Raw genomic sequence first — 26,089 nt, 5'->3', positions numbered from 1 at the left:
TTTATGCAAGACCTGATCCTTTCCGGCTGGGACCTCTTTAAAAACCAGGATTTCTTCGAGGCCCATGATCAGTGGGAAGAAGCCTGGCAGGAGATGTCAGGAAACCGGCGGATGTTCTGGCAGGCGATGATCCAACTGTCGGTTTCTGCATATCATGCGCTGAATAATCATCCTTCTGGAGCCATCAGTCAGGCACGGAAAGCCCTCACTAAATTTCAATCCATTCCCGGGTTATCCAACCGGAGCGATGTTCGTGAACTGGCTTCGCTGACGTCAGAATGGATCCTGATCCTTGAAAAGGCGTCCTTTCCCGAAATCCGGTTGTTTACCGAAACCCGTCTGTCTTCTGTTCCCGAGACAATTTTATCAATCTGACTTAATTCTGCGATTGGTCCTTTGTATCTTAAGGTCTGCATGTCCTGGCTTTCCAAATTATTACAAACGTCCCACCCTGTTGTCCGGGTTCTGATCTACTGGTTTCTGAGCCTGTTGGCAGGACTTGCTTTTACAGGGATGCTCCTGACTCCATTCCTGGTGTCCGGGCAAACCCGCTTTGCCATGTGGGCGGGTCTGTGTGCCATTTTCCTCGGATTTATTGCGGCTACCTTTCTGGCCTGGCTCTGGTACGGTGACGATGCCGGCTCGGTGACCCTGGGATTTAAAAACCATCGCTGGCTTAAAGGCGTCTCAGGTGGTTTGCTTTCGGCCGGGGCCGTGGTACTGTTGGTTCTGCTGATTTATGCGGCCGGATTGATTCAGTTTGGTTCCTTCAGCCCGCCAACAACTGCCTTTTATTCTGTCTATACCGCCTCGGTGATTTTTCTGACCGCTGCCATCGAAGGACTGCTGCTTCGAGGTTTTCCGATTCAATCCATGACCAGAAAGCCCTACCCCGAGTCCTGGCTGGTCGTTCTGTCGGTTGTGTATGTTCTGCTTCATTCCGGCAATCCCGGGTATTTCTGGCTTTCCTACATAAACATTTTCCTCATGGGATTGTGGTTATCCTATGCCACCCTCGCTGCAGGAACCTTGTGGTACTCGGTGGGGCTGCATACTGGCTGGAACCTGTCCCAAACATTGATTTTTGGTTACTCCGGTGTCTGGTCAGATGAGGCCCTCTGGTCGCTGTTTCCCGTTACCGTCATGGGCAATTCTTCATGGTTGGCAGGTAATGACAGTGGTATTGAGGGGTCCGTGATGACCACCATTCTCATCATTCTGCTGATCAGTTATGAAAGAACCCGATGGTTGCGGTCACTCTCCTCCTGATTGCGGGAATGGTCATGCCGGCAGTTCACCGGCCACCAGATCTCGGTCAATTACAGACGGGGGCGGATCTGATCTATCAGACCCGGTTCAATGAGGCCCGCCAGATCTTTCAAACCTATCAGAAAAACCATCCCGACCAGCCTGAAGGATATTTCATGGAATCCATGGTGTTCTGGTGGAAGGTTCTTCTTTCCAGACAGACCGGTGAATGGGATCAGACCTTTCTTGATGAAATGGATCAGACCATCGCTCAACTAGAGCGACTGATGGAGTTAAATCCCGACAAGGAAGCTTCCATCCGGTTTTATCTGGCAGGATGTTATGGATTTAAGGCCAGGCTGGCTGCACAGAAAGAGGAGTGGATTGAGGCTGCGACCAACGGTTTGCACGCCTATCCTATTCTTACTGATTTGCTTCAGTCCACCCCTTTTCCGGATGCACGCCTTGGTACCGGCATTTTTCTGTATTATGCATCGTGGGTTCCTGAACGATTTCCTTTTCTGAGCCGGTTTCTGTTTTTTCTTCCTCCTGCCGATCGGGAACGGGGACTCAGCGACCTGACCATTGCAGCCAGAGAGGGAACCCTCACTCAGTTTGAGGCCTCCTATTTTTTACTACAGATTTACATGGATTGGCAACCCGATCCCAAAAAGGCCTTAATTCTGAGCGATTCACTTTTCAGGCGGTTTCCCTCGAATCCATTGTTTCATCAGCAACATGCCATTACCCTGGGTAAAAACAGGAAACTATCAGAAAGTCGTGCCATGTTCGCAGAAATGATCCGGCTTGCAGCAAGCCCCGGATGGTATCAGTCTTTTCTGTCGCCGCGGTTCTGGTATGAGTATGGAATGGTTCTGCAAGCCGATGGGGCCTGGTCAGAGGCCATTCAATCTTTTTCAAAATCGATGAACTTGTACAAAAACAGACCCCAACTGCCAATGAAGACCTGGTACCTCCGGTCCATGCTCGAAACCGGCCGGTACCTGACATTGAAAGGCCATCAAAATGAGGCCGTCCTGCTCTGGGAACAAGTGGCTGATGAAGCCTCAGGGTCCCTGCGCGAGGAAGCCATCTCTCTGTTAAAACGGCAAAAAGAAAGCTTCGCCCAATGACATTTCAGACTGAACAACTTCCCACCCTGATTTTACTGGTTTTGGTACTGGTACTTACCCAACTGGCAGGTGGTTACCTGGCCCTTGCAGGTAGTCCCTGGATAAAAAAATACCAGCATTACTTTCTGGCTTTATCCGCCGGATTTCTGATCACTCTCGTTATCGGGAATCTGATTCCTGAAGCGCTGGAGATGAGTCATAACGCGCCGCTCTATGTCATCATCGGATTTGGTATGCTCCATTTTATGGAACATACCGTCAGTCGGCACATGCATTTCGGGGAAGAACATCATCATATTCATACCAGAGGAAAACAATTGGTCTGGGGAACCCTCATCGGATTGTATGTGCATTCCATGTTTGATGGACTCACCCTTTCCGTTTTCTATCTGCACGATCCGGCCATTGGGCTTTTGACCTTTTTCGGGGTTCTTCTTCATAAATTTCCCGAGGGATTTACCATTGCCTCAGTGGCCATCGCTGGCGATACCCCCATCCGGTCTGCAAAAAAAATGGTTTTGGTCCTTTCCAGCGCCAGTCTGGTCGGATTGCTGATCACCCTATTTATTACCGAAATCAACCCGGAACTCTCGGCAATGATGATGGGGTTGGCTGGCGGAGTGGCTTTGTACATCGGTGCCACAGACCTGGTTCCTGAAGTCAACCATGCCAGTAACCGCAAGGTCTCGCTCACTCTTTTCGGGGGGATGATCCTCTTCTGGTTCATCGGAACCTTCCTGCATGTTCATTGAAACACGGTCATTACTTTCTGCGTAAACCTCTGCAAAACGGAGGATACCATGGAAACCGCCACGAACATGCCAAAACGCTTTTACCGCAATAAAAAACACTCGGTCCTGGGAGGAGTGGGAGCGGGTCTGGCAGACTATACCGGATTGGATGTCGTACTCTGGCGGGTGATTATCATTTTACTTGCCTTTTCAGGTGTTGGAATTATCGCCTATCTGATCCTGTGGATTATCGTTCCGGTCAATCCGGATCCCGATCAGGTTCAGGTGCCGGTTTCGAGAGATTATTCGGTGGTTCAGCAAATTGCCGGATTGTTTCTGGTCGGAATCGGGGTGATATGGTTCATTGAAAATCTTGAGCTTTATTATGTGGACCAGTTTTTCGAAACCATCGATCCATACCGGTTTCCGGTTATTCTGATTCTGGCCGGAACCGCCATTTTATATTACTCCTTTAACAGGAAAAAGAAAGAGGATACCATGGAAACAGCACAAAATGAGAACCCCAGACGTCTGATCCGGACCCGTAAGGACAAATGGATTGCCGGCGTATGCGGTGGGCTGGGCCTCTATTTTAACATTGATCCTGTGCTGGTCAGAATCGGTTTCATCATCAGCGCCTTTATCAGTCTGGGGGCTTCTGTGGTGATCTATCTGATCCTTGCACTGATGACGCCAAAGGAGGATAATATTATATGAAGTCGTTGCCGACCATACCGCTGATTGCGGTCATTCTGATTCTGGCAGGAACGGATCTGCTGCTCGACCGCACCGGAGTGTTATACCTGACCTGGTGGCAACTGGGTGGTGCCATTTCCGCCGTTCAGGGACTGCTGGTCATTTTATATGGTATACGGGATGGAAAGGCAGGAGGAGTTATCAACGGAGCACTGCTGGTGATTCTTGGCGTGATTTTCCTGATTCCTGACTGGTGGAAACAAGTGAACTGGCCCGAAGTAAACGAGGCAATCAGGACCTACTGGCCGCTTCTGATTATCTGGCTTGGCGTTCACATTTTGTTCAAATCGTTTGAAAAACGAAAAAAATCTGATCCTACCTGAGATTTTCAACCCAACCGGGTCCGATTCCATGAATGGCATCGGATCCGGCTCCCAACGCATTTAATGTACTCTTCAGTTTAATCAGCGTTTCCCCGTATTCCTCTTCCGGCTTGCTGTCTGCAACAATACCTCCCCCAACCTGAATCGTCGCTTTTTCACCCTGCCTGTCCATGCACCTGATCAGTACCGAGGTTTCGGCTTCGGAACAACCATCCCAGTATCCCAGTATCCCGGAATAAAAACCCCGGGGCCAAGCCTCCAGATCGTGAATCAGCTCCATGGTTTTTCGTTTGGGTGCACCGGTCATGGAACCCGGCGGAAAAAGTGCAGAAAGGATATCGTAAAAGGTGACGGAAGGTTCAACTGTGCCTGAAACGGTCGAAATCATCTGATGAACAGTCGGGTAACTTTCGATTTCGAACAACCCTGTGGTCTGCACCGAACCCGCACGGCAGATTCGGCCGAGATCATTTCTCATCAGATCGACGATCATCAGATTTTCGGCCCTGTCCTTTTCTGATGCTTTCAATTCCTGCCGCAACTTCCTGTCGAGCACAGGATCGGATAATCGTTTGCGGGTTCCCTTCATGGGCTGAACCGTGATCTGGTTGTCAGAAAGGCTGAAAAACCGCTCTGGGGAGCCGGAAAGAATGCTTCGATTGCCAAGATTGACGTAGGCGGTAAAGGAGGACCCGGCTGTGGTAACCAACCGGTTGAACAAAATCTGGTCGCTTTCCTTTAGTCCGGTGAGATGAACCGGATAGCAGAAATTCACTTCATAGGTTTGACCGTCGCGTATGTGTGAAAGAATACGCCTGATGGCTGATTCATAATCAGCATACGAAAGTCCGGTTGAGCCGGAAAGAACTCCAGGGTTCGTTGGAAGAGGATGATCTGCAGGTACCTGTATGGATGAATGAGCCAGGTGCCCGGTCCAGTCAGGGTTGCTGCTTGGGGACCGGAGCAGGGTTCCCGGCTGCATGAGCACACCCAGGCAGTGATCATCGGGAAGAGCCGGCGGTTGCAGGTTGGTTTCTTGCAGATACCAGGAAAGTTCATACCCAAGCAGGAAAAACCACCCGGAAAGCCAGGGTGAATGGGAAGGAGGCACCTGCCAGACTGATTTCAGAAAATGCCGGATGTCTGAGGGATGCCGGACGGGAAGGATTCCCGATTCGGTTTCAATATGGGTTGGATACAGGAAAATCCACCGGGTCGGATGGGCGGCGATCCAGTGAAAACGGCTGCGCGGATCCTGATGATTGGCTGAGAAAAGGTAGAAAGACGGCGAAGTACCGAAGGGTATTCCGGCCGGATTGATTTCCGTCAACCGGGGACGCCTGTTCAGATTCAACGGTTCAGGTACCATGTCCGGAACTCATGAGCCGGGCCGTTTGCAGGCGGAAACGACCGGACCAACCCGTCACGCAGGGTGATGGAAACCACAGGAACCAGACCAATCACTGCATTGGCCACAAACCACTGGCTGACCTCGTTGCAGAATTCACGGGTGAATACAGTTTCCTGCACCGTCAGGCCCAGAGTTTCCCTCCAGATTTTAACAGCCGCGATGGCGGTGCTCTTCAGGCACCGGCCGCCGGATTGATTGGTAAACCACTCATCATTTCTCACAGCAACCAGACCTGCCCGGGTGGTCTCCAGCCATTCAGAACCATCGGTGACGATGACATCCCATTCTGACTGAAGCTGGCGTCTGAGGATGGCCCAGGGTTGCCAGGCATTCCATTTTATCCAGCCGACATCGGGAAACGGAGGCGAATAGCTGATGGCTGATTCCACCAGTGAAACACCAGTTTCGGGTAACTGAGACCACTCTTTTGGTAATGGACGGGCCGATAAGGACACCTGAGGTGGGTCTGTGAGATCATCTGGAACACTGAATTCCAAACGGATGACACAATTGGTTCCATGAGACAGCCGGGATATCTGCTGCAAAAAAAATTCGCGGTCCAGAGCAGGGGTCAGGCCAATGAGCTGACCAGCCTGTTTCAGGCGGACCAGATGGGCATCCAGGTTGACGGGATGGCCCGATTGAATGAGAAGGGTGGTGAAGATCCCTTCACCCCAGCGGTGCAGACGGCTTAAGTTGATGTCAGTCATTGAATTCAGACCGAATATAACGTACTTTTGCAGGTTTCTTCAAATGCAGGTTTTATGCTTGAATCAATGACCGGATTTGGGACCGGAACACACTGGTCCGATGGAATCAATGCCATGGTTGAAATCCGGTCGCTGAATAACCGGTTTGTTGAACTGAACAGCCGGTTGCCGAAATCCATTCAAAACCGTGAAGCAGAAATAAAGGATATTCTCCGCCGGGAACTTCAGCGCGGTAAAATTCAGCTGACCGTGGTGATTGAGCGGGAATCCTCACCTGAAACGGCACTGACGGTTGATGAACAGGCCTTGTCGTCGGTCTTGTCAACGCTTGAAAAAGTCAGGGAAAAGGCGGGAATTCAGGAACCCATCCGGATGGATCACCTGCTGCGGTTCAGTGAAATTTTTAAAGCACCCGAAACCGGAGATTCCGGTGAGCCGGAATGGAGAGCCGTTCAGCCTGCGTTGCTGCAGGCCATCTCCCGGCTGAAAGAAATGAGAAAACGGGAAGGGGAGACCCTGACCGGTGATCTGCGTTCACGCATTGAGTCGATTGGGTCTATTTCCGAGCAGGTCAGGGTGCTCACTGATGAGCGCCTGCCTGTTGAAAGACAAAAGCTGCATGATCGGGTGGCCCAATTGATTGGTGAGGAAAAAATCAATCCGGACCGTCTTGAACTTGAAATTGTATTGTTGGCCGACCGGATGGATATAACCGAAGAACAGGTACGGTTAAAAAGCCACCTGGCCTATTTCCTGACGGCCCTTGATGGTCATGAATCGGTGGGAAGAAAACTGAACTTCCTTGTGCAGGAAATAAACCGGGAGATCAATACCATCGGATCTAAGTCGGCCAGTGCCGATATTTCCCAATTGGTGGTCTTGATGAAGGAAGAGCTCGAGCGAATCAGAGAACAACTGCAGAATCTGGAGTGATCATGACCGGAAAAATTGTTGTGTTCTGTGCCCCGAGCGGGGCCGGAAAGACCACGATAGCCCGGGCGGTTCAGAAAGCCATTCCGTCCTTGCATTTTTCCGTCTCGGCAACCACACGTCCTGCCCGTCCCATGGAAGCGGATGGAGTTGATTATTTTTTTCTGACCCGTGATCAGTTCATGAAACGGGTATCAGATCAGGAATTTATTGAATGGGAAGAAGTTTTCGGCAATCTGTACGGGACGCTTCTTTCACATGTGCGCGACATGATCGATCAGGGAATGCACGTCATTCTCGATATTGATGTCAAGGGTGGGCTGAATATCAAGAAACAGTTTCAGCACCGGGCCCTCACCATTTTTATTGAACCTCCCGATCTGGAGGTGTTAATTGCCAGGTTAAAAGCCCGGAATACTGAAAGTGAAGAGTCACTCCGCCGGCGACTGGATCGGGTTCCCATGGAAATGGAACTGGGTAAACAATTTGACGTCAGGGTCGTCAATGATCAACTGGAAACAGCCATTGCTGATTGTACCAGGATCATCAGCCAATTTTTAGAAAAAGAATAGAAGGAGCCATTTATGCCAATCAATCCGGTTGATACCGATAAGTTAATTGGGTCGAATACCAATATCTATGAAGCCATCAATGTTCTGGCCAAACGTGCCCGTCACATCAATGATGAAATCAGAGCAGAGCTTCATGATAAACTTTCTCTTTTCAGTGAGTTGGTTGAAAGCGAAGAAGAGAATGAAGTAAATGTTGAGCAGGCGCGTATCAGCATTGAATATGAAATGAAAAACAAGCCAACTGTTCAATCCATTATCGAAAAATCAGATAAAGATTTCGAATTTCACTATAAGTCGTGAGTTCACTGACCGGGAAAAAGATTCTTCTGGGTGTAACGGGCGGCATTGCTGCATATAAAACACCAGAACTTGTCAGACTGCTGAAAAAGACGGGGGCAGACGTCCATGTGGTCATGACTCCTGCTGCCACCCGGTTTGTTTCCCCATTGACTCTTGGAACCGTTTCGGAACATCCGGTTCTGGAATCGGTTTTTCCTGATAACCGTGATGGCAGCTGGACGGTTCATGTCCATCTGGCCCGATCGGCAGACGCCATGCTCATTGCCCCGGCAACAGCAAACACGCTGGCAAAACTGGCAACCGGAATGGCTGATACCATGCTCGGGGCGCTGTACCTTTCCTTACCTGCAACCACACCGGTTTTTCTTGCTCCATCCATGGATTCTGACATGTGGCAGCATCGGGCGACACAGGACAATCTTTCTCTGTTAAAACAGCGCGGTGCACAGATCATATCACCGGCTGAAGGGGCCCTCGCCAGCGGTCTGTCGGGTCCGGGACGGTTGCCTGAACCTGCTGAACTGGTCGAGGTTTTATCCGGACACTTTTCCACGAACCGTCCTCTTGAAGGCAAGCAGGTTGTGATTTCAGCCGGACCGACCCGTGAAGCCATTGATCCTGTGCGTTTCATTTCAAATCATTCCAGTGGAAAAATGGGGTATGCCCTTGCCGAAGCTGCCCGTCTGGCCGGAGCTCAGGTGACGCTCGTCAGCGGCCCGGTTGCACTGAATCCTCCCGACGGTGTTCACCTCATCCGGGTGGAAACAGCTCTGGAAATGAAGGACGCCATGGAATCGGTGTTCGACAAGGCAGATCTGGTTCTGATGGCCGCCGCGGTTGCCGATTACCGCGTTGAAAGTCCATCCTCAAAAAAGATTAAACGTGAACTCACGAATGATCCCGTTCTGAAACTGATTCCGAATCCGGATATTCTGAAAGGATTGGGTCAGAAAAAAACTAACCAGTTTTTGGTTGGTTTTGCACTGGAAACCGATGACGATGTAGCGAATGCCCGTCAGAAGCTGATATCGAAACATCTGGATCTGGTCATTTTAAACAACCCGCGGGTCCCCGGTGCCGGTTTCAATACCGATACCAATGAAGTAACCCTGATCACCCACGATGATACACAGGTGATTTCGCTTGCACCCAAATCGGTAGTGGCAAGGGACATTCTGGCCTATTGTACCCGGAAAATGAAAGCCTGATGGAAAACTGGACCCCGGAAGAACTCAGAAAATTATTTGCAATCAGCAAAGACTGGCTGACCCAGCAGGAAGAATTGTTCGGATCCACACTGCCTGCGGCAACAGAGGAAAACACTCCGGCAGTGATCAGTGAAAAACAGGCCAGTCTGACAGCATTCCAGCAGCAGATTGCAGGTTGCCTGTCCTGTAAACTGGGGACTGGCAGGAAAAATCTGGTTTTCGGAAGTGGCAATGCCGATGCCCGCCTGATGGTGATAGGTGAGGGCCCGGGAGCCGATGAAGATGAAAGCGGTTATCCGTTTGTAGGCAGAGCAGGGCAATTACTGACTGCCATTCTCAAAGCCATTCAGTTTTCGCGTCAGGATGTTTACATTGCAAACATTGTAAAATGCCGGCCTCCCAAAAACCGTGCTCCTGAACCGGATGAAGTTTCTTCCTGTATGAATCATCTGAACCGTCAGATTGAAATCATTCAACCTAAAATTATATTAGCACTCGGATCCACGGCCGCAACCAGCCTGTTAGGAAAAGGGACTTCACTTGGTGATTTCAGAGGGAAAGTGCACCAATACAAAGGAATTCCGGTGGTTGTAACTTACCACCCTGCCGCTCTGCTCCGGGATCCGAACCGGAAACCTGCCACCTGGGAGGATGTGAAATTCCTCCGTAAACTGTACGATTCAGCCGCCGGCTGACCCAAAAAACATGAGTGACTCCAAACAAGCCGGGGTTGGAAAGAAAACAGCCCGGGGTTCCTTGTCTTCCTTTGCAAAAGACCTTCCGGATGTGGTGAATGGCCGCATTCCCCCGCAGGCCCCCGAGGTGGAACAAGCCGTACTGGGTGCTATCCTGATTGATCCGGATGCGTTTTTCAAAGCCGTTGATCTGATCAATGACGACTGTTTTTACCGGCCGGCCCACAAAATTATCATGGCCACCATCACACAGATGGTTGAACGTAATGAGGCCATTGATCTGGTAACGGTATCAGAAGAGTTGCGCCGGCGGGATCAACTGGAAGCCGTAGGCGGAGCAGCCTACCTGGCCGGACTGACGGCACAGGTTTCCTCTTCGGCCAATATCGAATACCACTCGCGGATCGTACTCGAAAAGTATATTCTCCGCCGGATCATTGGCATCGGATCAGAACTTTCCACCAATGCATTTGAAGAAGAGGATGACGCTTTTGATCTGCTCGATAAAGCCGAGCAGGAGTTATTCAAAATCAGTGCTGAACGCCTGCGGAAAAGTGCCGTTCCCATCAATGATCTGCTTCATAAAGCGATCAACCGTTTACAACAGATTCAGGAATCCAGTGACGGGATCAGTGGAATTCCCACCGGATTTGTTGAAATGGACCGCATGACCGGCGGATTTCAGAAATCGGATCTGATCATCATTGCTGCGCGGCCTTCCATGGGCAAGACTGCATTTGCCATGAGTATTGCTCAGAACACCGCACTGAAGTTTAAAAAGGCGGTGTTGGTTTTCTCCCTCGAAATGTCTGGTGTCTCACTGATTGAACGGATGTTGTTTTCAACCGCACGGGTCGATGCCCAACGGGCCCGGACCGGTCGGCTGAATGATTCTGAATGGATCAAGGTGGTGAAAGCGGCAGGGGAACTGGATAAAGCTGCTATTTATATCGATGACACTCCCGGTCTGACGGTGATGGAAATCCGTGCGAAGGCCCGCCGTCTGAAATACGAAAAAAATATCGACATGATTGTGGTCGATTACCTTCAGTTTGTACACGGACCCAAAAATTCGGCATCCCGTGAACAGGAAATTTCATCCATCAGCCGGGCATTGAAAAACCTGGCAAAGGAATTGGATGTGCCTGTGGTCGCTCTGGCCCAGTTATCTAGACAGGTCGAGACCAGAAGTCCGAAACGGCCAATTCTCTCGGACCTGCGTGAGTCGGGTGCCATCGAGCAGGATGCCGATGTGGTGATGTTTATCTACCGACCCGAGTATTACGGCGATAAGGAAGTTGAAGGTGGCGGTGACGTGGAAGGTGCGGCTGAAATCATTATCGGGAAACAACGGAATGGAGCCACCGGAACAGTCGTTCTGCAGTTTGTGAAGCAGTTTGCGGCCTTTGAAAACCGGTTTATTGATTACGGAGACAGGCCTCCGCTACCGGAAGCCCACTCCGAGGCACCAATCAACCCGGCCGATTTCGGAATTCCTCCCGAGGGCCCGGTCCCGTTCTGATCAGCGGGCTAAAACCAATCGCTGAGTCCTGATTCCCTCTGCTCCGGTCAGCCGGACGATATACATTCCTGATGCCAGACCGGTGGCCCTGATTCCGAACTCATATTTCCCACGCGGATACACGCCGTTTGCCAGAACCATTGCCTGTTTACCAAGCAAATCGTATACTTCCAGCCGTATTTTCTGACTGGTGGGAAGGGTCACGGGAATCCTGGCAGTCGGATTAAAAGGATTGGGCCATGGGTTGCCCAGTGAGAAAGACAGCGGTGTTTCGCTCGAGGCAGAAACAACCACCGGTTTACTGTTGTACCAGGCCCCATTGTAATACCAGCCTTCAGAGCTTCGGAAGAGATCGGCAGTCTGCTTGCTGCCATTGTCACTGAATATCAGGTTGGCCTGAGTGGTGTTCTTAATAACAAACCGGTACCAGCCTTCTCCTTCCGATGTCATGGCAGTTCCGGGCCAGCCTGGTCCGGGTCCACCTGCCGAATTCCAGTAGTAACACCACGCTGAGCCCCAGTTGACCGGTTTATAAAAATGAACCACCAGGCTGTCGGTGCCAGTGTCGTTTCCTGACACTTCAAACCCAAAATCCTTACCGCCGTTGTTATCCCAGGTTCCGTTGTTGTAGTTTAAAACAAAGGCAACGCGGTACACTTTCTGATTGGAATGATTAAATGGACCGATTTTGATGGTCAGGACAGAATCGACAGGACCGCTGAAGGGAGACTGAACCGCTGGTCCTGTGCCTCCAAACAGTGCAGACCCTTCCGGCCAATACACCTGATCGGGTTTTTGCCAGTTACTGCCGGCGTTGTTGACACCCCAATGCAGTTTGCCTCCAATGGTTGCCTTTTTCACCTGAATGGTAATCGTGTCATTAATAGTCGGCTCGGCGGGCGAAATGGTCACCGGGCCATCAACCGGATTCGGGTCGGTTTCACCATCATCCACCCAGACATGAAGAATGGGAGACCTGGCAACATGACCTTTTTTATCTGTCGCTTCCACGTAGTAGTCGAGAAGGGCATTCTCATACCCGGTTACACTTGCCTCATAATAGGTCGCCTGCCCGAGTGGCAAGGGATCGGTTTGTGAAACCCTGGTCGTGGAAACCATTGGCAGGGAAATCCAGTCACCCACTTCAGACCCACCGGCGTAGGTTTCATTTTGGGTTGAAGATCCGTTTTTACCATCAAGATCCTGGCGCACCTTTAATACGACCGATTCCACACCGCTGAAGTCGGCCACCAGAGTTGTCACAGTAAAAGTCTTTGGCTGGATCTTTTCCCATTCCATTCCACCCGGATTGTACGGTTCACGCTGGGGAACAAAGATGGTTGGCGGGGTCAGGTCAGACTGCTCAGAAATCACCGGAAGCACCGATTCGACGGCCAGATTGGCGCCGCGGGTCGGGTGGGAATCCCACATTTCCGTTCCATCCCAGTACCAGTAATCGCTGGCCTGTGCGTTCATCAGGTATTTCCATCCATTCTGAGCTGAAGGAGAACCAGGAGCCTGCTGATCGGCAGTGCTGACCAGGTTTTGAGCATAAGTGATGGATGCCCAGCTGTTCCAATCGGGACTGTAACCACCTGAAGGATCTCCGAGCCACTTTTTAAACTCTGGGTCACCGGCATCGGCCCCGGCCCAGCTTCCGGCTTCAATATGTATAACGTCATCGGGATTGGGTGGAAATTGTTCCAGATAATCCTGAACAGTGGTACAGACAAACCGGCTGGAGTTCGATTTAACCCAATCGACAAAACTCTGAAAATTGCTGCCATAATAGCTTTCCGTTCCTCCGCCAAAATTGTCTCCGTCATGATGAAGCACGATCAGAATCGGGTGATCGGGGTCGGTGTTATAAGATTCGATCTGGCTCATGACCGATTCATAATTCAGGGCGCCGAAACCTCCTCTTCCATCTTCATTTCCCATGTACCGGTCGGTGGGAACGGCAATTATTTTGGAGGTTACACCGGTTGCCGGATCCGTGTAGGAAACATATCTCGGCTGACGACCCCAACGGGCGGAAGTTTTGGTCGGAGCCCACAAGCCGTTTAATTGAACCCAGTCACCCGGATCGGCGTTTAACTGGTCGGCCGGATTCGGTTCGACCACACTGCCGCCCTTGTTCCACGGATAATTTGCTGCAGCACGATCAAAGTGGATGTTATCCACCAGAACCCATTCGATTCCTTCATCGGCCAACGCTGGGATCATTCGGTTGGCAAAGGCATTTTCGGGCGGGAAAATACCCTTGGAATACGACCCTCCAAACGTAGCAACCGTTAAATCCCGATGGGCAGCAATCTGTCTGCGGATATCCTCGTACCGGATCAGTCCCATCAGCGGGTGATGGTAACCAAATCCGATCATGTCGAGTCTCGGATTCCCGAGACTGGTTTGTGCAGCTTTACCAGTCACCCATGAACTGGTCCAATTGGAAAAGTTGGTTTGTCCGGCCGTTTTCAGATTGTTCAGGTTCTCAATCAGACTACCAGAAAAACTGACCTGAGCTCCAAAATGACCGAGGCCGGCCGAAATACCCTTCTGAACGGCATTCCAAGGCCAGGTGGTGTAAGGTCCGGAGCGGCTGTTGTGAATTGAATAGACAGAATAACTGTAGGCTCCGCGCGATTCGGTCTGAACAATCGATTCATACGGCCAGTAAATTGGTTGGTGCATGTGCCATAAGAAAGCAATGTAAATGGGAGGGTTGGCTTGTTTACGTTCAGATGGGATCTGCTGTGCAGTTGATGAAAAGGGAAGCAGGAAGAAAAGCAGCAAAAAAAAGGTCCGAGTCATAATTGCTCCGGTTTTATTTCGTAATTGTGATATCCAGATCATCCACCACCGCCATGATGATGGTATTGGCCGGTACATCCGCCGAGCCGGTGACCTGCTTCACCACATCCCCTTCAACCGCCACCAGCACCCGGTCACCTATACCAGCCTGACAGTAGTCAATAGCAAGCATGTCTGCGCCATCGGGAGTCCCGTCGGGCTTGATGGGCTGAACAACCAGTAATTTTAACGGATTCAATTCAGGCTTTTTAACCGGAGAGACCACTGTTCCGGTAACTTTACATAGAATCATGATTGAACCAGGCTCCTGATTTTTTCCACGAACTCACTTGCCAGCTTTTCTGCCTCCGCTGCGGTTGGTGCTTCGGTGTAAATCCGGATAATCGGTTCTGTATTCGATTTTCTCAGATGAACCCACCGGTCCGGAAAATCAATTTTCAGCCCATCGCGTGTATCCATCGGAGTTCCCTGCAGGGATTTCCGTACCTGTTCAATGACCGGATCGGGTGATTGAGTGCCCAGATCCACTTTTTTCTTTGCCATCTCGTAGAAGGGTAGTCCCTTCCTTAATTCGCTCACAGGCTTTTTACCGTCAGCCAGCCAGGCGATGATCAACAGAGCCGCCACCAGTGAATCCCGGCCATAATGTGAATCGGGAAGAATGACTCCGCCCGACCCTTCGCCACCAATAACAGCGCCGGTTTCCTGCATCATTTTTACTACATTTATTTCGCCGACTTTTGAATAGTGGCATTTGGTCCCATGTCGTCTGGCCACGTCAGCGACCGCCCTTGTGGTGGAAAGATTTACGACCACATCGCCTTTTTTATGTTTGAGAAAGTAATCAGTGGCTGCAGTGATGGTGTATTCCTCTCCGAAAGGTTCGCCATTCTCCATGATGGCAGCCAGTCGGTCTGCATCGGGATCCAGGGCCAGCCCAAGATCGGCCTTTTCAGAAACGACGCGTTCCATTAATCCGGTCAGGTTTTGCGGCAATGGTTCGGGTGTATGCGGAAACAGGCCCGAGGCTCCGCAATTCATTCTGATCACAGTGCAACCCAGTTTCTCAAGCAGCATGGGAAGCGCAACCGATCCGGCGCCTTCAACCCCATCCACCACCACCTTGAATCCGGCCTTCCTGATGGCTGAATAATCAATAAAGGGGAATGATAGCAGGGTTTCGATATGATGTTGATGGAAATCGCGTATTTTCTTGAAAGAACCGGTTTGGTTCCAGGCGGAAAAGTGAAAATTCCCTGTGTTCTTAATGGCAAGGAGTGTTTCTCCTTCTTCGGGTGACATAAACTCGCCGGTTCCATTGAGCAGTTTCAGGGCATTCCACTCGGCAGGATTGTGAGATGCTGAAACAATGATGCCACCCTGTGCACTGAAATGTTCAACTGCCACCTGAACCGTCGGGGTTGGAACCACACCCAGGTCGATGACGTGACATCCGGACCAATTCAGTGTGGAGCTGACCAATTCGGACACCATTTTACCCGTCACGCGGGAGTCGCGGCCAAGAATGATGGTAGGCTGGTCGGTTTGGGATGCCTGACGGGCCCATGTTGCATAGGCAGAAACAAAATCAACAATGACCTGTGGAGTCAGTCCATCACTGACAATCCCCCGAATCCCCGAAATACTGACCATTAATGGCATAAAACAATCCTTTTAAACAAGACACAAAGATACGAAAAGTCCATAAAGACTTCCGGTAAATGCTTGCCTGAACGGAACCGCTTCCTTCCGGTAAGTTGTTCAGTGACATTATGAATGAAACAATTTATCAGTTCGGATTTAACAGCATTGGTGGAACCACCATTTCCATGAAGTCCTTTCAGGGGAAAGTGCTGCTGTTGGTCAATACTGCCAGCGGATGTGGTTATACACCACAATACAAGGAACTTCAATCTCTCTGGATGGAATTCGGTGATCGGGGATTGGTTGTTATCGGATTTCCCTGCAATCAGTTTGGACGCCAGGAAAGCGGGAATGAGGAAGCAATCAGAGATTTCTGTGAAATCAATTACGGGGTTACCTTCCCATTGTCCCAAAAAATTGAGGTCAATGGAAAAACGGCACTTCCGCTTTGGAAATGGTTAAAAAAAGAAAAGACAGGGTTTCTGGGAATTCAGCGGATTCCGTGGAATTTCACAAAGTTTATTGTTGACCGCACCGGAACAGTAGTGGGCAGGTACAGTCCATCCATGTCACCCGGGCAGTTAAGACCTCTTATCGAAAAGTTGCTATGATCTGTCTCAGGCCGAGGGCTTCCGCTCGGCATTTAAAAGTGAGGTTGTTTTTCTGAGCGTACGGGTAATCAGATAAATTACCACACTGGATCCGAGAGTATACATCCAGAAATCGGAGAGAAGGTACTTTTCGCCGTCCTTAAGATTTCTCAGCAGATCTACAAAGGCAAATGCAACGACCATACCAAGAAAGCCATTGTCTTCCCGCTTGATGACGGTTCGCCAGGAAAAATCCATATCCGGACCTTTCCATTTTGATAAATTGGGAATAAACGGAGGAGTGTGGTTGGCCCAGGCCAGATAGGTTTGTCCGAATTTTCCGCGAAGAAATTGTTCCTCGGCAAACATGATCCGCTCATAGTAAAGCCAGTAGGCCAGAATGACGGCGACTGTAAACCAGATATTCCCGCTGAACAGTACAATTCCGATCCACATAAAGAAATTGCCAACATACAGCGGATGCCGGACTGTTGAATAGATGCCTTCAGTGTTCAGGTAGTTGGCAACCTGCTTCTTGGTATTTCTTCCCGAGGTCAGCCGGGGAACGTACCCGATGGTAATGGCCCGGATGATCAGGCCGAAAAGCGACAGACCGATACAAATACCAGTGAAAACCGGGTCCTGATGGGAAAACACAGGTGACGGATCGAAGAAAATGACCAGAACCGCCAGTGCCACTAACACCAGCGGCAGGTAGGTCCGGTATCTGAAGAGCCAGTTTCCCGATTGTTCAAATTCTTCGAGCAGTGCCATGTTAACCTCCGTTGTGCGGTTCAAAGATAAGAGATTACTGGCCGAAAACATGGAATAACCGGCCCGTAGGCCACTAAAGTGTATGGATTCAGGCGTTGCTTTTTGATTGTTAATGTCCCGATTGCCATTATTACTTCCATGGATTTCCGATCATTTACCGACATGATCCGCTGGGCATCCCGCGCTGACTTTGCGCCGGTGATGCTGGTGGTTTCCGATGAATTCTATCTCCAGCAACAAATTGAACGACAGTTGGTCCAGCGGTTTTATGACGGGACCGCTCCAGACTTTAATTATCAGGTTCTGTATGGTTCTGAAACCAGTGGATCTGAGGTGGCCGGACTCGCCTCTGCGTATCCCATGATGGCAGAAAGACGAGTGGTCATTGTGCGGGATGCCGATAAACTGCTTAAGGAAAAGGATGCTCTGGCCGGGTACATAAAAAAACCGGTTTCTTCTACCTTTTTATTGTTCATGGCCACCAAGGTGAACCGGACCACCAATCCCTGGCGTGCGGTGCCGAAGGATGCAGTGATTGAACAGCCAGCCATTTACGAAAACCAGGTAAGGGAATGGATCCCTCAGTTGGCTTCTGCCTGGCAATTGTCAATAAACGAAGAAGCGGTTGAATTCATTATCCAATCGATGGGAACAGCCGTTTCCATGATTGCGGCAGAATTCGAGAAGATGTCACTGGCAGACATCCCGGGAAGAAAACTTACCACCGAAGTGGTGGCCGACCTGACCGGAATCAGGCGTGAATGGAACCCATGGGAACTGAAGGATGCCATTGTTAAGGGTGATGAAGCCCGTGCCCAGCTCATTGCCACAAAAATGATTCAGTCCGGAGACAATCCGGTTGGAATGGCAGCCAGTCTGGCCGTTTCCTTTAAATCCATGTGGATGAAATCATGGCAACTGGCTACCGATAAAAACATGCCGCCTCCCCAGCGCTATCCCGAAAAGATCGAGTTGGAACAGGTAAAAGCGCTGGGTCCACGCGCTGCAAGAAAAATTGAACATTTCATTGACCGGTTGGCCGATCTGGATGCTGGCTTGAAAGGATTCAGTCCGCTGCCACCTGACATCCAATTTTGTGCCTACATTTCAGATGTCTGTAATGTGGATCGCCGCGAGGATTAAGTCCTGAGCGGGAACATTGGTCCTGCCGTCTGGTACAATCTGAATAAGAAAGCAGGCACCCGCAACGGACACATGCGACCACTACCACTACTCAACAGACGGCCGGTGACGGACCGGAAGGAGCATCGATTAACTGTGATCACCCGTGATGTCAGTAATGAAGAATTGCTGTTACAACTGAAGGCAGGGGATCAGTCTGTGTTCGATGAAGTCGTTGCACGATTTAAAAACCAACTGATGAACCTTGTGTTGCGCTATCTTGGCAACCGTGAAGATGCCGAGGACGTGGTTCAGGAAGCCATGGTGCGGGTTTACATCAACATTCACCGTTACGATGCCTCCTATAAAGCCACCACCTGGATTTACACCATCACCCTGAATCTGGCCCGGTCGGTCTGGCAAAAAAAACACCGTTGGGTGGTTCTGGGTTCTTCGCTGATGCGGGAAGATGATCAGTCCGACTATTTTGACCAGATTGCCGATGTATCGTTGTCGCCGGATTATATTTCGGATGCAACCAGTCAGACCGACATCATTGAAAGGGCGCTGGCCAGTATCAATCCGGTTTTCAGGGAAGCCGTGATTCTGCGCGATATGGAAGGTTGCACGTACGAAGAAATTGCCGCCATTATGAATCTGAACCTGGGAACAGTGAAGAGCAAAATAAACCGTGGCAGAGTCATGCTGAAGCATTTTATCCGGCAGGAGATGGACCGCCGATGAACTCGACCTATTGCTCAGAACATTGGGAAAAGCAGATCCTTTCCTTTCTGCACAGACCTGGACCGGATGCTCTGGATAAAATCAGGAAACACACATCCGGCTGTGTGATTTGCAGGAAAAGTCTGGATGAACAATTGGCATTCAGGCAATTATTCCGATCGATACCTCAGGCAGGAGTTTCAGAGTCTTTCGATAATCGTTTAAAAAACAGAATCAATCGCATTGAGCAGGAGCGGAGGAGTCCGATTTATCGGAATTTTGAGTGGTTCACGCTTTTATTGACCGTGGTGACGGGTGGAATGATCGTTCTGATTTTCTATCTGTATTTCCAGATGGTGGAACGAATGCAGCGTCCTCAGCCGGAGCAGCCTGCCCGAAACGAGACCGAACTGGTTCTGCCTGACCGGTGAGTGGTCTGGCCTCAGGGAAAATCTTCCCCGTCCGGTAACTGCTGATCGTTACTGGTTTTCCGGACTACCCTGATAATCCGGTTGATTTCTTCCCAGGAATAGCCTCTGTACTGAAGAAAACGTGTGACCCGTACCGTATCGGGTTGCTGCCCGAATTTTTTCAGGACCACCCGGACTATTTCATCCGTTCCGGTTTCCGGTTGAAGATCCACTGCCTTTTGGATACTATCCGGCTGAATGCCTTTTTTGGACAGTTCTTTTTTAATCCGGATCATACCCCATTTTTTCAGCCGGATCGCATCCATCACAAATTTGCGGGCGTATTCGTCATCATTCAGGTAGCCTTCTTCGCGGAGACGAGAAATGATGGATGCAGCGGTTTGTTCGCTGAAACCACGCAACACCAGTTTCTTCCGAATCCGGTCAGCAGGTTGAGAAGCGCGGGAAAGGGAGGCCAGGGCCAGGTTCAGAGCGGAATCCTGTTCAGCTGCGGAAAGCAAAACCACGCAGAAAGCTTCATCCACCGGTCTGCCTGGTTTCAGCCGCATCCGGGCAGCGGTTGCAGCATTCAGGCCACAGAAGAAACTGCCGTCAATAAAAACGGACACCCGACCGGTTCTGGCCGATTGGGTGTCGATGGCTGTGATGATCCCGTTAACGGGCTTTGGTTTTTCCTGTTTCTGCAACAATTTCAGGTTCCGGGAAATTCATGGCACGTTTAATCTTCAGTTCTATCTCCTGACTCAGATCGGGATTTTCCATCAGGAGGCGTTTAACAGCATCCCGACCTTGCCCCAGCTTTTCCTCGCCGTAACTGAACCAGGATCCGCTTTTGCCAATGATCTTGTGATCAACACCGAGGTCGATAATTTCTCCCAGTTTGCTGATTCCTTCACCGAAATTGATGTCAAACTCGCATTCCATAAAGGGAGGAGCCACCTTGTTCTTCACCACCTTGACCTTTGTGCGGGAACCAACCACCGATTCGCCTTCCTTGATCTGGCCGATCTTGCGGATATCGAGGCGGATGGAAGCATAAAATTTAAGGGACTTACCGCCTGTGGTGGTTTCTGGATTTCCAAACATCACTCCGATTTTATCACGCAGCTGATTAATGAAAATGGCCACTGAACCGGTTTTCGAGATGGTTCCCGTCAGTTTTCTGAGAGCCTGAGACATAAGCCGGGCCTGCAACCCCACATGGCTGTCACCCATCTCTCCTTCAATTTCTGCCTTGGGTACCAGTGCCGCTACAGAGTCGACCACCAGAACATCCAATGCACCGGAGCGGACCAGTGTTTCTGCAATTTCAAGTGCCTGTTCGCCATTATCCGGTTGGGAAATCAGCAGGTTTTTAATGTCGACACCCAATTTTTCTGCGTAACGCGGATCGAAGGCATGTTCGGCATCGATAATGGCTGCCAGGCCACCCTGCTTTTGTGCTTCTGCAATCACGTGAATGGCCAGTGTGGTTTTACCAGAGGATTCCGGGCCATAGATCTCAACTATCCGGCCACGGGGAAATCCACCGATTCCCAGACAGGAATCCAGAGAAATGCTCCCCGAAGAAATGGTCCGGATCGGAACCTGGGGACGATCACCCAGTTTCATGATGGTTCCTTTTCCGAATTGCCTGTCCAGTTGCTCCATGGCAACGGTTAATGCTTTTAATTTGCCGTCGTTGATTTCTGCGCTCATTGTGCAATCCTTTCGGGGTTCATAACTACTAAACAAATATGCAGGTCAATCTGGTTAAAATCAACAGAAAACCTGTAAAAAAAAACAGTAGTACGTGGGTGTCTGAAATCGGGATCGGCCGGGTGTCAGTGACAAATCAGCCTGTGTTGAAGGTAGGAATCTGATTTCAGGATTTCAACTGGTTCAGAATGCATTCCCTCAGGTGGTTAAGGGCCCAGGAAGACACTCTTTCCTTGAACTGTCGCCGGTCACCGGGCATGATGGTCCGGAAGGTGTGGAGGACTGAAGGAGTTGCAATGGCAATGAAAACAAGGCCTACAGGTTTCTCTGGGGTACCGCCGGAAGGTCCTGCAATACCGGTTACAGAAAGGCTGTAAGTGGAGCCGGTTGCCTGCCTGATTCCTGCTGCCATGGCCGATGCGGTTTCTGCGCTGACCGCTCCATGCTGGCGGAGTGTTTCGGGCGTGACGCCCAACCATTTTATTTTGGCGTCGTTTGAATAGGCATTCAATCCTGCCAGATAAATGGCAGAGGCCCCGGGTACATTCGTGAGACGGTCTGAGATTAACCCGCCAGTGCAGGATTCAGCAAGACTCAGTGTCTGTTGATGGCGGGTCAGCAGATCAACGATCACATCTTCCAGATCATCGTCTCCTTCTGCAAAGTAATGGATTCCTGCCTTTTCAATCAGAAAATCTGCAATCTGGTTTAGTTGCTCTGTCATCCACTGGCGGTCGGTTCCCGCAATCATGATCCGCAGGCGGACGCCACCAAATCCGGGAAGGAAAGCCAGGGTCGCTCCGTCAGGAAGGAAGCCGGATACAGGTCCGATGGTTTCTGCCAGGGTGGATTCGGCTATTCCCGTTGTGCGCAGTGTGCGCTGTATAATAAACCGCCCCTTGTTTTTCTCTTTTAGCAGGGGTCTGATGCGGTTTTCCATCAGGAATTTCATTTCGGCAGGTACACCGGGAAGCACAAACAAGTCAGAATCGCCGCGTGTGAACCACAAACCGGGTGCCGTCCCGACCTCATTAATCAGGGGGCGCGAAGAAGAAGGGTAGTCTGCCTGCTGGCGGTTCAGATCCGAAACCGTTCTTCCGCGTTTTTCGAAAATGGACCGGATAATTTCCAACTGACCGGGTGACTGAATCCAGGTTCCTCCAAACAGTCCCAGCAGGACCTGCTTGGTGATATCGTCATGGGTGGGGCCAAGACCTCCTGTTGAGATAACGACCTGATTTGAATCGAGCAAATCGTTGATGGCTTGTCTGATCTGATCAGCATCATCGCCAATGCTGAGGACAGAGGTAACTTTAAATCCCTCCTCTGTCAGAATCCGGCCGATGGTAGCCGCATTGCTGTTAATGACCTGTCCGATGAGGAGTTCATCGCCGATGGAAAGGATGGCTGCTTTCATCCCATCAGCCCCCAGACGAGCCAGCAAACGCCAGCGGCATAAATACCAGCCAAAACGTCATCCATCAGGATTCCCCATCCGCCGGGCAGATCCTGAAGACGATTGATTCCGGCTGGTTTCAGGATATCGAACACACGAAACAATAAAAAGGCAAGCAGGACACTCCACCAGGTAACAACAGGTATGAGCAGAAGTGTGATCGATTGACCGGCCCACTCATCCAGAACAAACCAGGAAGGATCCTGATGGCCTCCGATGGTCACCTCATTACCCGACCAGACCGACAGAATCAGACTCAGGATCAGCAAACTCAGGAAAAACCATATGAAGGAAGACTGTAAAACCAGAAAGGCCCCGGTTGCGGCCAGACTGCCCCAGGTACCGGGTGCTGGTTTCAGATAGCCGATTCCGGCCAGACTGCCAGCGAACCGGTGGAAGGAAGGTGATAACCTGAATTTGGGCATAAACCGGGTCAGGACGAATTGCGGGAGTTCCGCATGGCTGCATCTTCTATCAGATATACAATTCCGCTGAAAACGGTATAGGCCGTCAGCAGGCCAAACAGAATTTCGAGGGTGATACTTTCCTGAAACATCAGTAAAAGGGGACTGATGACAGGATCACCGGGGAATAACCGAGGATAAAGAACTGAGAAAAGTACCAGAATAATCATGACCAGTTGGGAGGCCGTTTTCCATTTGGCAATCTGATTTGCAGGGATGGAATATCCCTTTGATTCCTGATAAAGCCGGTAGGTGGTCAGGAGGATGTCCCTTCCGGCAATGGTGACGAGCATCCAACCGGGCATGAGGCCCGATTTGTAAAAGGCGTAAAAGGCGGTCAGGGTAAGAATCTTATCGGCCAGGGGATCGAGGAACTTTCCCCAGCGGGTGATCAGGTTATACCGGCGTGCCAGGTAGCCATCATACCAATCGGTCAGGGCGGCAACCGCAAACAGGAAGGCACATAACAGGGTGCCGGTTACCGATTCATCAAAGAAAAAAAAGTAAAAGACCGGGGTCAGAAAGATCCGGAGCAGAGTAAACTGATTAGGAAGGGAAAGCAGTGGATGACCGGTCATGCAATTGTCTGAAAATGAAAAAAGGCCTTTCCGGCCTTTCCTCTGGGTTTATTTCTCAGGCCGGTTTGACGACCAACCCGGATTTAATGCAGTTGGTGCAGGCCTTGATCCGGGTGTGACGGCCTTCAACAACGGCACGAACTTTCTGCAGGTTTGGTACCCACCGGCGGCGGGCGCGGTTATTGGCATGACTCACATGATTGCCGTATACCGGTTCTTTTCCGCAGATATCACAACGCATTGCCATTTTATATTCTCCTGCCCCTGGAATGGGCTCGATTTTTTTAAGAACTGCAAATATACGATTCCTGAAAACTGAAAAGCAAGGGAATCGGTGCCAAAGATAATTAAGAAGACGAGTGGTAAATCAGACCTGTTTCAGAGGAGGTTAAACCGGTCTTCGGGAAGACTCTTTTTCCTTGAAACAGACAGGCCATCGCCAATCGGAATAATTCTGCTTTCCAGGCGGGGATCACTCGAAATTTTCTGGTTCCATTCCAGGATTGGGCTGATATTTTTCGATGTTTCAGGTTCCCACATCCAGCCCTTCCAGAGAACGTTGTCGGCAATGAGGAAGCCTCCCGGTTTCAGATGGAGAATACAGTCCTCGAGAATCTCTGGATAAAACCGTTTGTCGATATCTACCAGAATCCAGTCATAGGTGTCGGTTGAGTCCCTGATAAAACCAACCGCATGACCAGCCACAAATCTGAACCGGTTGGGATCGGTGAATCCGTTGGACAGCTGAAGAAAGCGCTGATGATTGTCTGCCCGGTAATCAACTCCGGTGATTATTGACCCAGGAGTGGCAAGCAGCAAGTGAAACGAAACCATTCCGAATCCGCAGCCCAGTTCAAGAATTGTGGCCGGGCGGGTAATACCGGCAAAGGCCTGAAGAAAAGACAGAGCATCCTGATCCATTACCGGGTAATTTTCCTGTCTGGCAAGCTCCATCCAGGAAGAAAAGTTAGGGGAATCTACCGGGAAAAGGGAATTCAGATAATCGGAAAGGGCGGGATGAAACATGCTGGTTTATTTTTTCTGTGTGCCGTGGTTACTACCGGAATGAACATGATTGCAGCCTTCCACCCAAAAAACACCTTCGGTGGTGGTCTCTTTTTTCCAGATGGGAACCCGGTGTTTAATTTCATCGATCAGAAACCGGCTGGCTTCAAACGCTTCGGACCGGTGCACCGAACTGACTGCAACAATGACAGCGAGGTCTCCTATGTTACAGTGCCCTGTCTTGTGAGCCACGTAAACCCGGGTCAGCGGCCATCTGGAATTGGCCTCTGCAATAATCCGGGTAATCTCCTTCTCAGCCATGTCTCCGAACAGATGATACTCGAGTGACAGGACTGTTTTCCCCTCGTGGTGATTGCGGATGGTTCCGGTGAAGAGCACCTGTCCGCCGGCAACGGGTGATTGAATGAATGAAAAGGCATCGGTTACCGACAGAGGTTGGTCGGTTATGATCTGATAATGATTGGAAGCGGTCATTGGATGAGCTTTAGTGAATGATGATCTGGAAACAGGTTTTTCAGCCACCACAGAAACGGACTGTCTGGTTCAAAACAAAAATAACTCTCTGATGCTGTGAGGAAACCAGTTATGCACCATTTTCTCGGTAGCCGGAATGGCACGAAGGATGGTGATGAGTGCAAAAAGAAGAAGAAACAGGTACAGGACTTTTTCTATCCAGCGCCAGTGGGAGGTCTTCAGAAGTGAGGAACCCCAATACACCAGGCCAAGAGATGGAACTGTACCCAACCCAAATAAAGCTGCAAGCAGCAAAGCCTCGGGCCAGGAATCTGCAAGCGGAATGGCGACAAGAAGCATGTAAACCAGTCCACACGGCATGAGACCATTGAGAAAACCAAAAACAATGGGTCTTGAAACAGCTTTCTGAAGCCAGCGGGAAGGCAGGGAGATTCCGGTTCCGGGATATCGTCCCTTAAACAAACCTGTCAGTGAAAGCCAAGCCATGGCCAATCCTGCGATCAGGGTAACTCCATACCGGGCGGTGGTCATGGCACCGGCATGGGTGATTACCATGGTCAGAAAATAGATTCCGGATGCCAACAGGATATACGCCAGGGTTTTGCCTGTCTGATAAAGCGGGTACCGGAATGGTGCAGAAGAAGAATTGGCTATCAGAACAGAGAATCCGCCACACATGCCCATGCAATGCAACGATCCCAGCAGGGCGATGGTAAGCGGGTAAAGGATGCTGCCGATTGAAAAATCCATGAGTGAAGA

At 50.4% G+C, this 26,089-nt stretch carries 31 protein-coding genes; 16 read left to right on the top strand and 15 right to left on the bottom strand.

The window, feature by feature from the left end:
- Positions 1 to 3: 3 nt before the first annotated feature.
- From HUU10_02595 to HUU10_02570, 6 genes are read left to right on the top strand one after another with little or no spacing between them, the layout of a single operon-like run.
- On the top strand, positions 4 to 375 hold the full coding sequence (locus tag HUU10_02595) for a DUF309 domain-containing protein (GenBank protein ID NUQ80475.1): 372 nt from the start codon (positions 4 to 6) through the stop codon (positions 373 to 375).
- A gap of 39 nt (positions 376 to 414) precedes the next feature.
- Positions 415 to 1,269 (top strand): CPBP family intramembrane metalloprotease, encoded by an 855-nt coding sequence (locus HUU10_02590; GenBank protein NUQ80474.1) that lies wholly within the window; start codon positions 415 to 417, stop codon positions 1,267 to 1,269.
- Between the two features lie 14 nt (positions 1,270 to 1,283).
- On the top strand, positions 1,284 to 2,381 hold the full coding sequence (locus HUU10_02585) for a hypothetical protein (protein ID NUQ80473.1): 1,098 nt from the start codon (positions 1,284 to 1,286) through the stop codon (positions 2,379 to 2,381).
- Positions 2,378 to 3,133, top strand: a complete 756-nt coding sequence (locus tag HUU10_02580; GenBank protein ID NUQ80472.1) for a ZIP family metal transporter — start codon at positions 2,378 to 2,380, stop codon at positions 3,131 to 3,133. Before HUU10_02585 ends, HUU10_02580 begins: the two co-directional genes overlap by 4 nt.
- A 48-nt stretch (positions 3,134 to 3,181) precedes the next feature.
- The gene (locus HUU10_02575; GenBank protein ID NUQ80471.1) at positions 3,182 to 3,829 is read left to right on the top strand and encodes a PspC domain-containing protein; all 648 of its coding nucleotides are present in this window, start codon (positions 3,182 to 3,184) and stop codon (positions 3,827 to 3,829) included.
- Positions 3,826 to 4,191, top strand: coding sequence for a hypothetical protein (locus HUU10_02570; GenBank protein ID NUQ80470.1), 366 nt, complete (start codon positions 3,826 to 3,828; stop codon positions 4,189 to 4,191). The genes HUU10_02575 and HUU10_02570 overlap by 4 nt, the downstream gene beginning before the upstream one ends.
- Here HUU10_02570 and HUU10_02565 read toward each other — a convergent pair.
- Both HUU10_02565 and HUU10_02560 read right to left on the bottom strand, forming a co-directional pair.
- The gene (locus HUU10_02565; GenBank protein ID NUQ80469.1) at positions 4,184 to 5,560 is read right to left on the bottom strand and encodes an anthranilate synthase component I family protein; all 1,377 of its coding nucleotides are present in this window, start codon (positions 5,558 to 5,560) and stop codon (positions 4,184 to 4,186) included. The two genes, HUU10_02570 and HUU10_02565, sit on opposite strands and share 8 nt — an antisense overlap.
- Positions 5,542 to 6,312, bottom strand: a complete 771-nt coding sequence (locus tag HUU10_02560) for an aminotransferase class IV (GenBank protein ID NUQ80468.1) — start codon at positions 6,310 to 6,312, stop codon at positions 5,542 to 5,544. The genes HUU10_02565 and HUU10_02560 overlap by 19 nt, the downstream gene beginning before the upstream one ends.
- A 54-nt stretch (positions 6,313 to 6,366) precedes the next feature.
- Between HUU10_02560 and HUU10_02555 the strand changes: the two genes are divergently transcribed.
- From HUU10_02555 to dnaB, 6 genes are read left to right on the top strand one after another with little or no spacing between them, the layout of a single operon-like run.
- The gene (locus HUU10_02555; protein NUQ80467.1) at positions 6,367 to 7,245 is read left to right on the top strand and encodes a YicC family protein; all 879 of its coding nucleotides are present in this window, start codon (positions 6,367 to 6,369) and stop codon (positions 7,243 to 7,245) included.
- A gap of 2 nt (positions 7,246 to 7,247) precedes the next feature.
- Positions 7,248 to 7,814: a guanylate kinase gene (gene gmk / locus HUU10_02550; protein ID NUQ80466.1), complete on the top strand. Its 567-nt coding sequence runs from the start codon at positions 7,248 to 7,250 to the stop codon at positions 7,812 to 7,814.
- A gap of 12 nt (positions 7,815 to 7,826) precedes the next feature.
- Positions 7,827 to 8,114 (top strand): DNA-directed RNA polymerase subunit omega, encoded by a 288-nt coding sequence (locus HUU10_02545; GenBank protein NUQ80465.1) that lies wholly within the window; start codon positions 7,827 to 7,829, stop codon positions 8,112 to 8,114.
- A complete protein-coding gene (gene coaBC, locus HUU10_02540) occupies positions 8,111 to 9,322 on the top strand; it encodes a bifunctional phosphopantothenoylcysteine decarboxylase/phosphopantothenate--cysteine ligase CoaBC (GenBank protein NUQ80464.1) in 1,212 nt (403 codons plus the stop codon). The genes HUU10_02545 and coaBC overlap by 4 nt, the downstream gene beginning before the upstream one ends.
- A complete protein-coding gene (locus tag HUU10_02535) occupies positions 9,322 to 10,017 on the top strand; it encodes a uracil-DNA glycosylase (protein ID NUQ80463.1) in 696 nt (231 codons plus the stop codon). The genes coaBC and HUU10_02535 overlap by 1 nt, the downstream gene beginning before the upstream one ends.
- Before the next feature lie 10 nt (positions 10,018 to 10,027).
- A complete protein-coding gene (gene dnaB / locus HUU10_02530) occupies positions 10,028 to 11,539 on the top strand; it encodes a replicative DNA helicase (protein NUQ80462.1) in 1,512 nt (503 codons plus the stop codon).
- On the opposite strand, the gene HUU10_02525 is transcribed toward dnaB, so the two are convergent.
- The 3 genes from HUU10_02525 to glmM are packed head-to-tail and all read right to left on the bottom strand — an operon-like array spanning position 11,540 to position 16,012.
- Positions 11,540 to 14,350, bottom strand: a complete 2,811-nt coding sequence (locus HUU10_02525) for a starch-binding protein (protein ID NUQ80461.1) — start codon at positions 14,348 to 14,350, stop codon at positions 11,540 to 11,542.
- Positions 14,351 to 14,363: 13 nt separating this feature from the next.
- Positions 14,364 to 14,642, bottom strand: coding sequence for a EutN/CcmL family microcompartment protein (locus HUU10_02520; protein NUQ80460.1), 279 nt, complete (start codon positions 14,640 to 14,642; stop codon positions 14,364 to 14,366).
- Complete coding sequence (gene glmM, locus HUU10_02515) at positions 14,639 to 16,012, bottom strand: phosphoglucosamine mutase (GenBank protein ID NUQ80459.1); 1,374 nt, start codon at positions 16,010 to 16,012, stop codon at positions 14,639 to 14,641. The genes HUU10_02520 and glmM overlap by 4 nt, the downstream gene beginning before the upstream one ends.
- 110 nt (positions 16,013 to 16,122) lie before the next feature.
- Between glmM and HUU10_02510 the strand changes: the two genes are divergently transcribed.
- On the top strand, positions 16,123 to 16,605 hold the full coding sequence (locus HUU10_02510; GenBank protein NUQ80458.1) for a glutathione peroxidase: 483 nt from the start codon (positions 16,123 to 16,125) through the stop codon (positions 16,603 to 16,605).
- A 6-nt stretch (positions 16,606 to 16,611) separates the two neighbouring features.
- Here the strand turns inward: HUU10_02510 and HUU10_02505 are convergent, their stop codons facing one another.
- The gene (locus tag HUU10_02505) at positions 16,612 to 17,358 is read right to left on the bottom strand and encodes a DUF1295 domain-containing protein (protein NUQ80457.1); all 747 of its coding nucleotides are present in this window, start codon (positions 17,356 to 17,358) and stop codon (positions 16,612 to 16,614) included.
- A gap of 102 nt (positions 17,359 to 17,460) precedes the next feature.
- Between HUU10_02505 and holA the strand changes: the two genes are divergently transcribed.
- The 3 genes from holA to HUU10_02490 all read left to right on the top strand — a co-directional run bounded on the left by holA (position 17,461) and on the right by HUU10_02490 (position 19,634).
- On the top strand, positions 17,461 to 18,501 hold the full coding sequence (gene holA, locus HUU10_02500) for a DNA polymerase III subunit delta (GenBank protein ID NUQ80456.1): 1,041 nt from the start codon (positions 17,461 to 17,463) through the stop codon (positions 18,499 to 18,501).
- A 72-nt stretch (positions 18,502 to 18,573) separates the two neighbouring features.
- Positions 18,574 to 19,224 (top strand): sigma-70 family RNA polymerase sigma factor, encoded by a 651-nt coding sequence (locus HUU10_02495; GenBank protein ID NUQ80455.1) that lies wholly within the window; start codon positions 18,574 to 18,576, stop codon positions 19,222 to 19,224.
- A complete protein-coding gene (locus HUU10_02490) occupies positions 19,221 to 19,634 on the top strand; it encodes a hypothetical protein (GenBank protein ID NUQ80454.1) in 414 nt (137 codons plus the stop codon). Before HUU10_02495 ends, HUU10_02490 begins: the two co-directional genes overlap by 4 nt.
- A gap of 11 nt (positions 19,635 to 19,645) precedes the next feature.
- On the opposite strand, the gene HUU10_02485 is transcribed toward HUU10_02490, so the two are convergent.
- The 9 genes from HUU10_02485 to HUU10_02445 all read right to left on the bottom strand — a co-directional run bounded on the left by HUU10_02485 (position 19,646) and on the right by HUU10_02445 (position 26,080).
- On the bottom strand, positions 19,646 to 20,323 hold the full coding sequence (locus tag HUU10_02485) for a RecX family transcriptional regulator (protein ID NUQ80453.1): 678 nt from the start codon (positions 20,321 to 20,323) through the stop codon (positions 19,646 to 19,648).
- Entirely contained in the window at positions 20,289 to 21,332 is a 1,044-nt protein-coding gene (gene recA, locus HUU10_02480) for a recombinase RecA (GenBank protein NUQ80452.1), read from the bottom strand. Before recA ends, HUU10_02485 begins: the two co-directional genes overlap by 35 nt.
- A gap of 166 nt (positions 21,333 to 21,498) precedes the next feature.
- Complete coding sequence (locus HUU10_02475; GenBank protein NUQ80451.1) at positions 21,499 to 22,749, bottom strand: CinA family nicotinamide mononucleotide deamidase-related protein; 1,251 nt, start codon at positions 22,747 to 22,749, stop codon at positions 21,499 to 21,501.
- The gene (locus tag HUU10_02470) at positions 22,746 to 23,213 is read right to left on the bottom strand and encodes a phosphatidylglycerophosphatase A (GenBank protein ID NUQ80450.1); all 468 of its coding nucleotides are present in this window, start codon (positions 23,211 to 23,213) and stop codon (positions 22,746 to 22,748) included. The genes HUU10_02475 and HUU10_02470 overlap by 4 nt, the downstream gene beginning before the upstream one ends.
- Before the next feature lie 8 nt (positions 23,214 to 23,221).
- Positions 23,222 to 23,830, bottom strand: a complete 609-nt coding sequence (gene pgsA, locus HUU10_02465; GenBank protein NUQ80449.1) for a CDP-diacylglycerol--glycerol-3-phosphate 3-phosphatidyltransferase — start codon at positions 23,828 to 23,830, stop codon at positions 23,222 to 23,224.
- A gap of 55 nt (positions 23,831 to 23,885) precedes the next feature.
- Positions 23,886 to 24,077, bottom strand: coding sequence for a 50S ribosomal protein L28 (locus HUU10_02460; GenBank protein ID NUQ80448.1), 192 nt, complete (start codon positions 24,075 to 24,077; stop codon positions 23,886 to 23,888).
- 131 nt (positions 24,078 to 24,208) lie between these two features.
- On the bottom strand, positions 24,209 to 24,856 hold the full coding sequence (locus tag HUU10_02455; GenBank protein ID NUQ80447.1) for a hypothetical protein: 648 nt from the start codon (positions 24,854 to 24,856) through the stop codon (positions 24,209 to 24,211).
- A 6-nt stretch (positions 24,857 to 24,862) separates the two neighbouring features.
- Complete coding sequence (locus HUU10_02450) at positions 24,863 to 25,330, bottom strand: molybdenum cofactor biosynthesis protein MoaE (GenBank protein ID NUQ80446.1); 468 nt, start codon at positions 25,328 to 25,330, stop codon at positions 24,863 to 24,865.
- A 69-nt stretch (positions 25,331 to 25,399) separates the two neighbouring features.
- Positions 25,400 to 26,080 carry a sulfite exporter TauE/SafE family protein gene (locus HUU10_02445; protein NUQ80445.1) on the bottom strand — a complete coding sequence of 227 codons (681 nt, stop codon included), beginning with the start codon at positions 26,078 to 26,080 and terminating at the stop codon, positions 25,400 to 25,402.
- Positions 26,081 to 26,089: the final 9 nt, after the last annotated feature.

This window comes from Bacteroidota bacterium, assembly GCA_013360915.1.
In the GTDB taxonomy this organism is placed as follows: Bacteria; Bacteroidota; JABWAT01; order JABWAT01; family JABWAT01; genus JABWAT01.
Note: the sequence above shows the minus strand (reverse complement) of the source record. Positions and strands in the feature narration are given on the sequence as shown.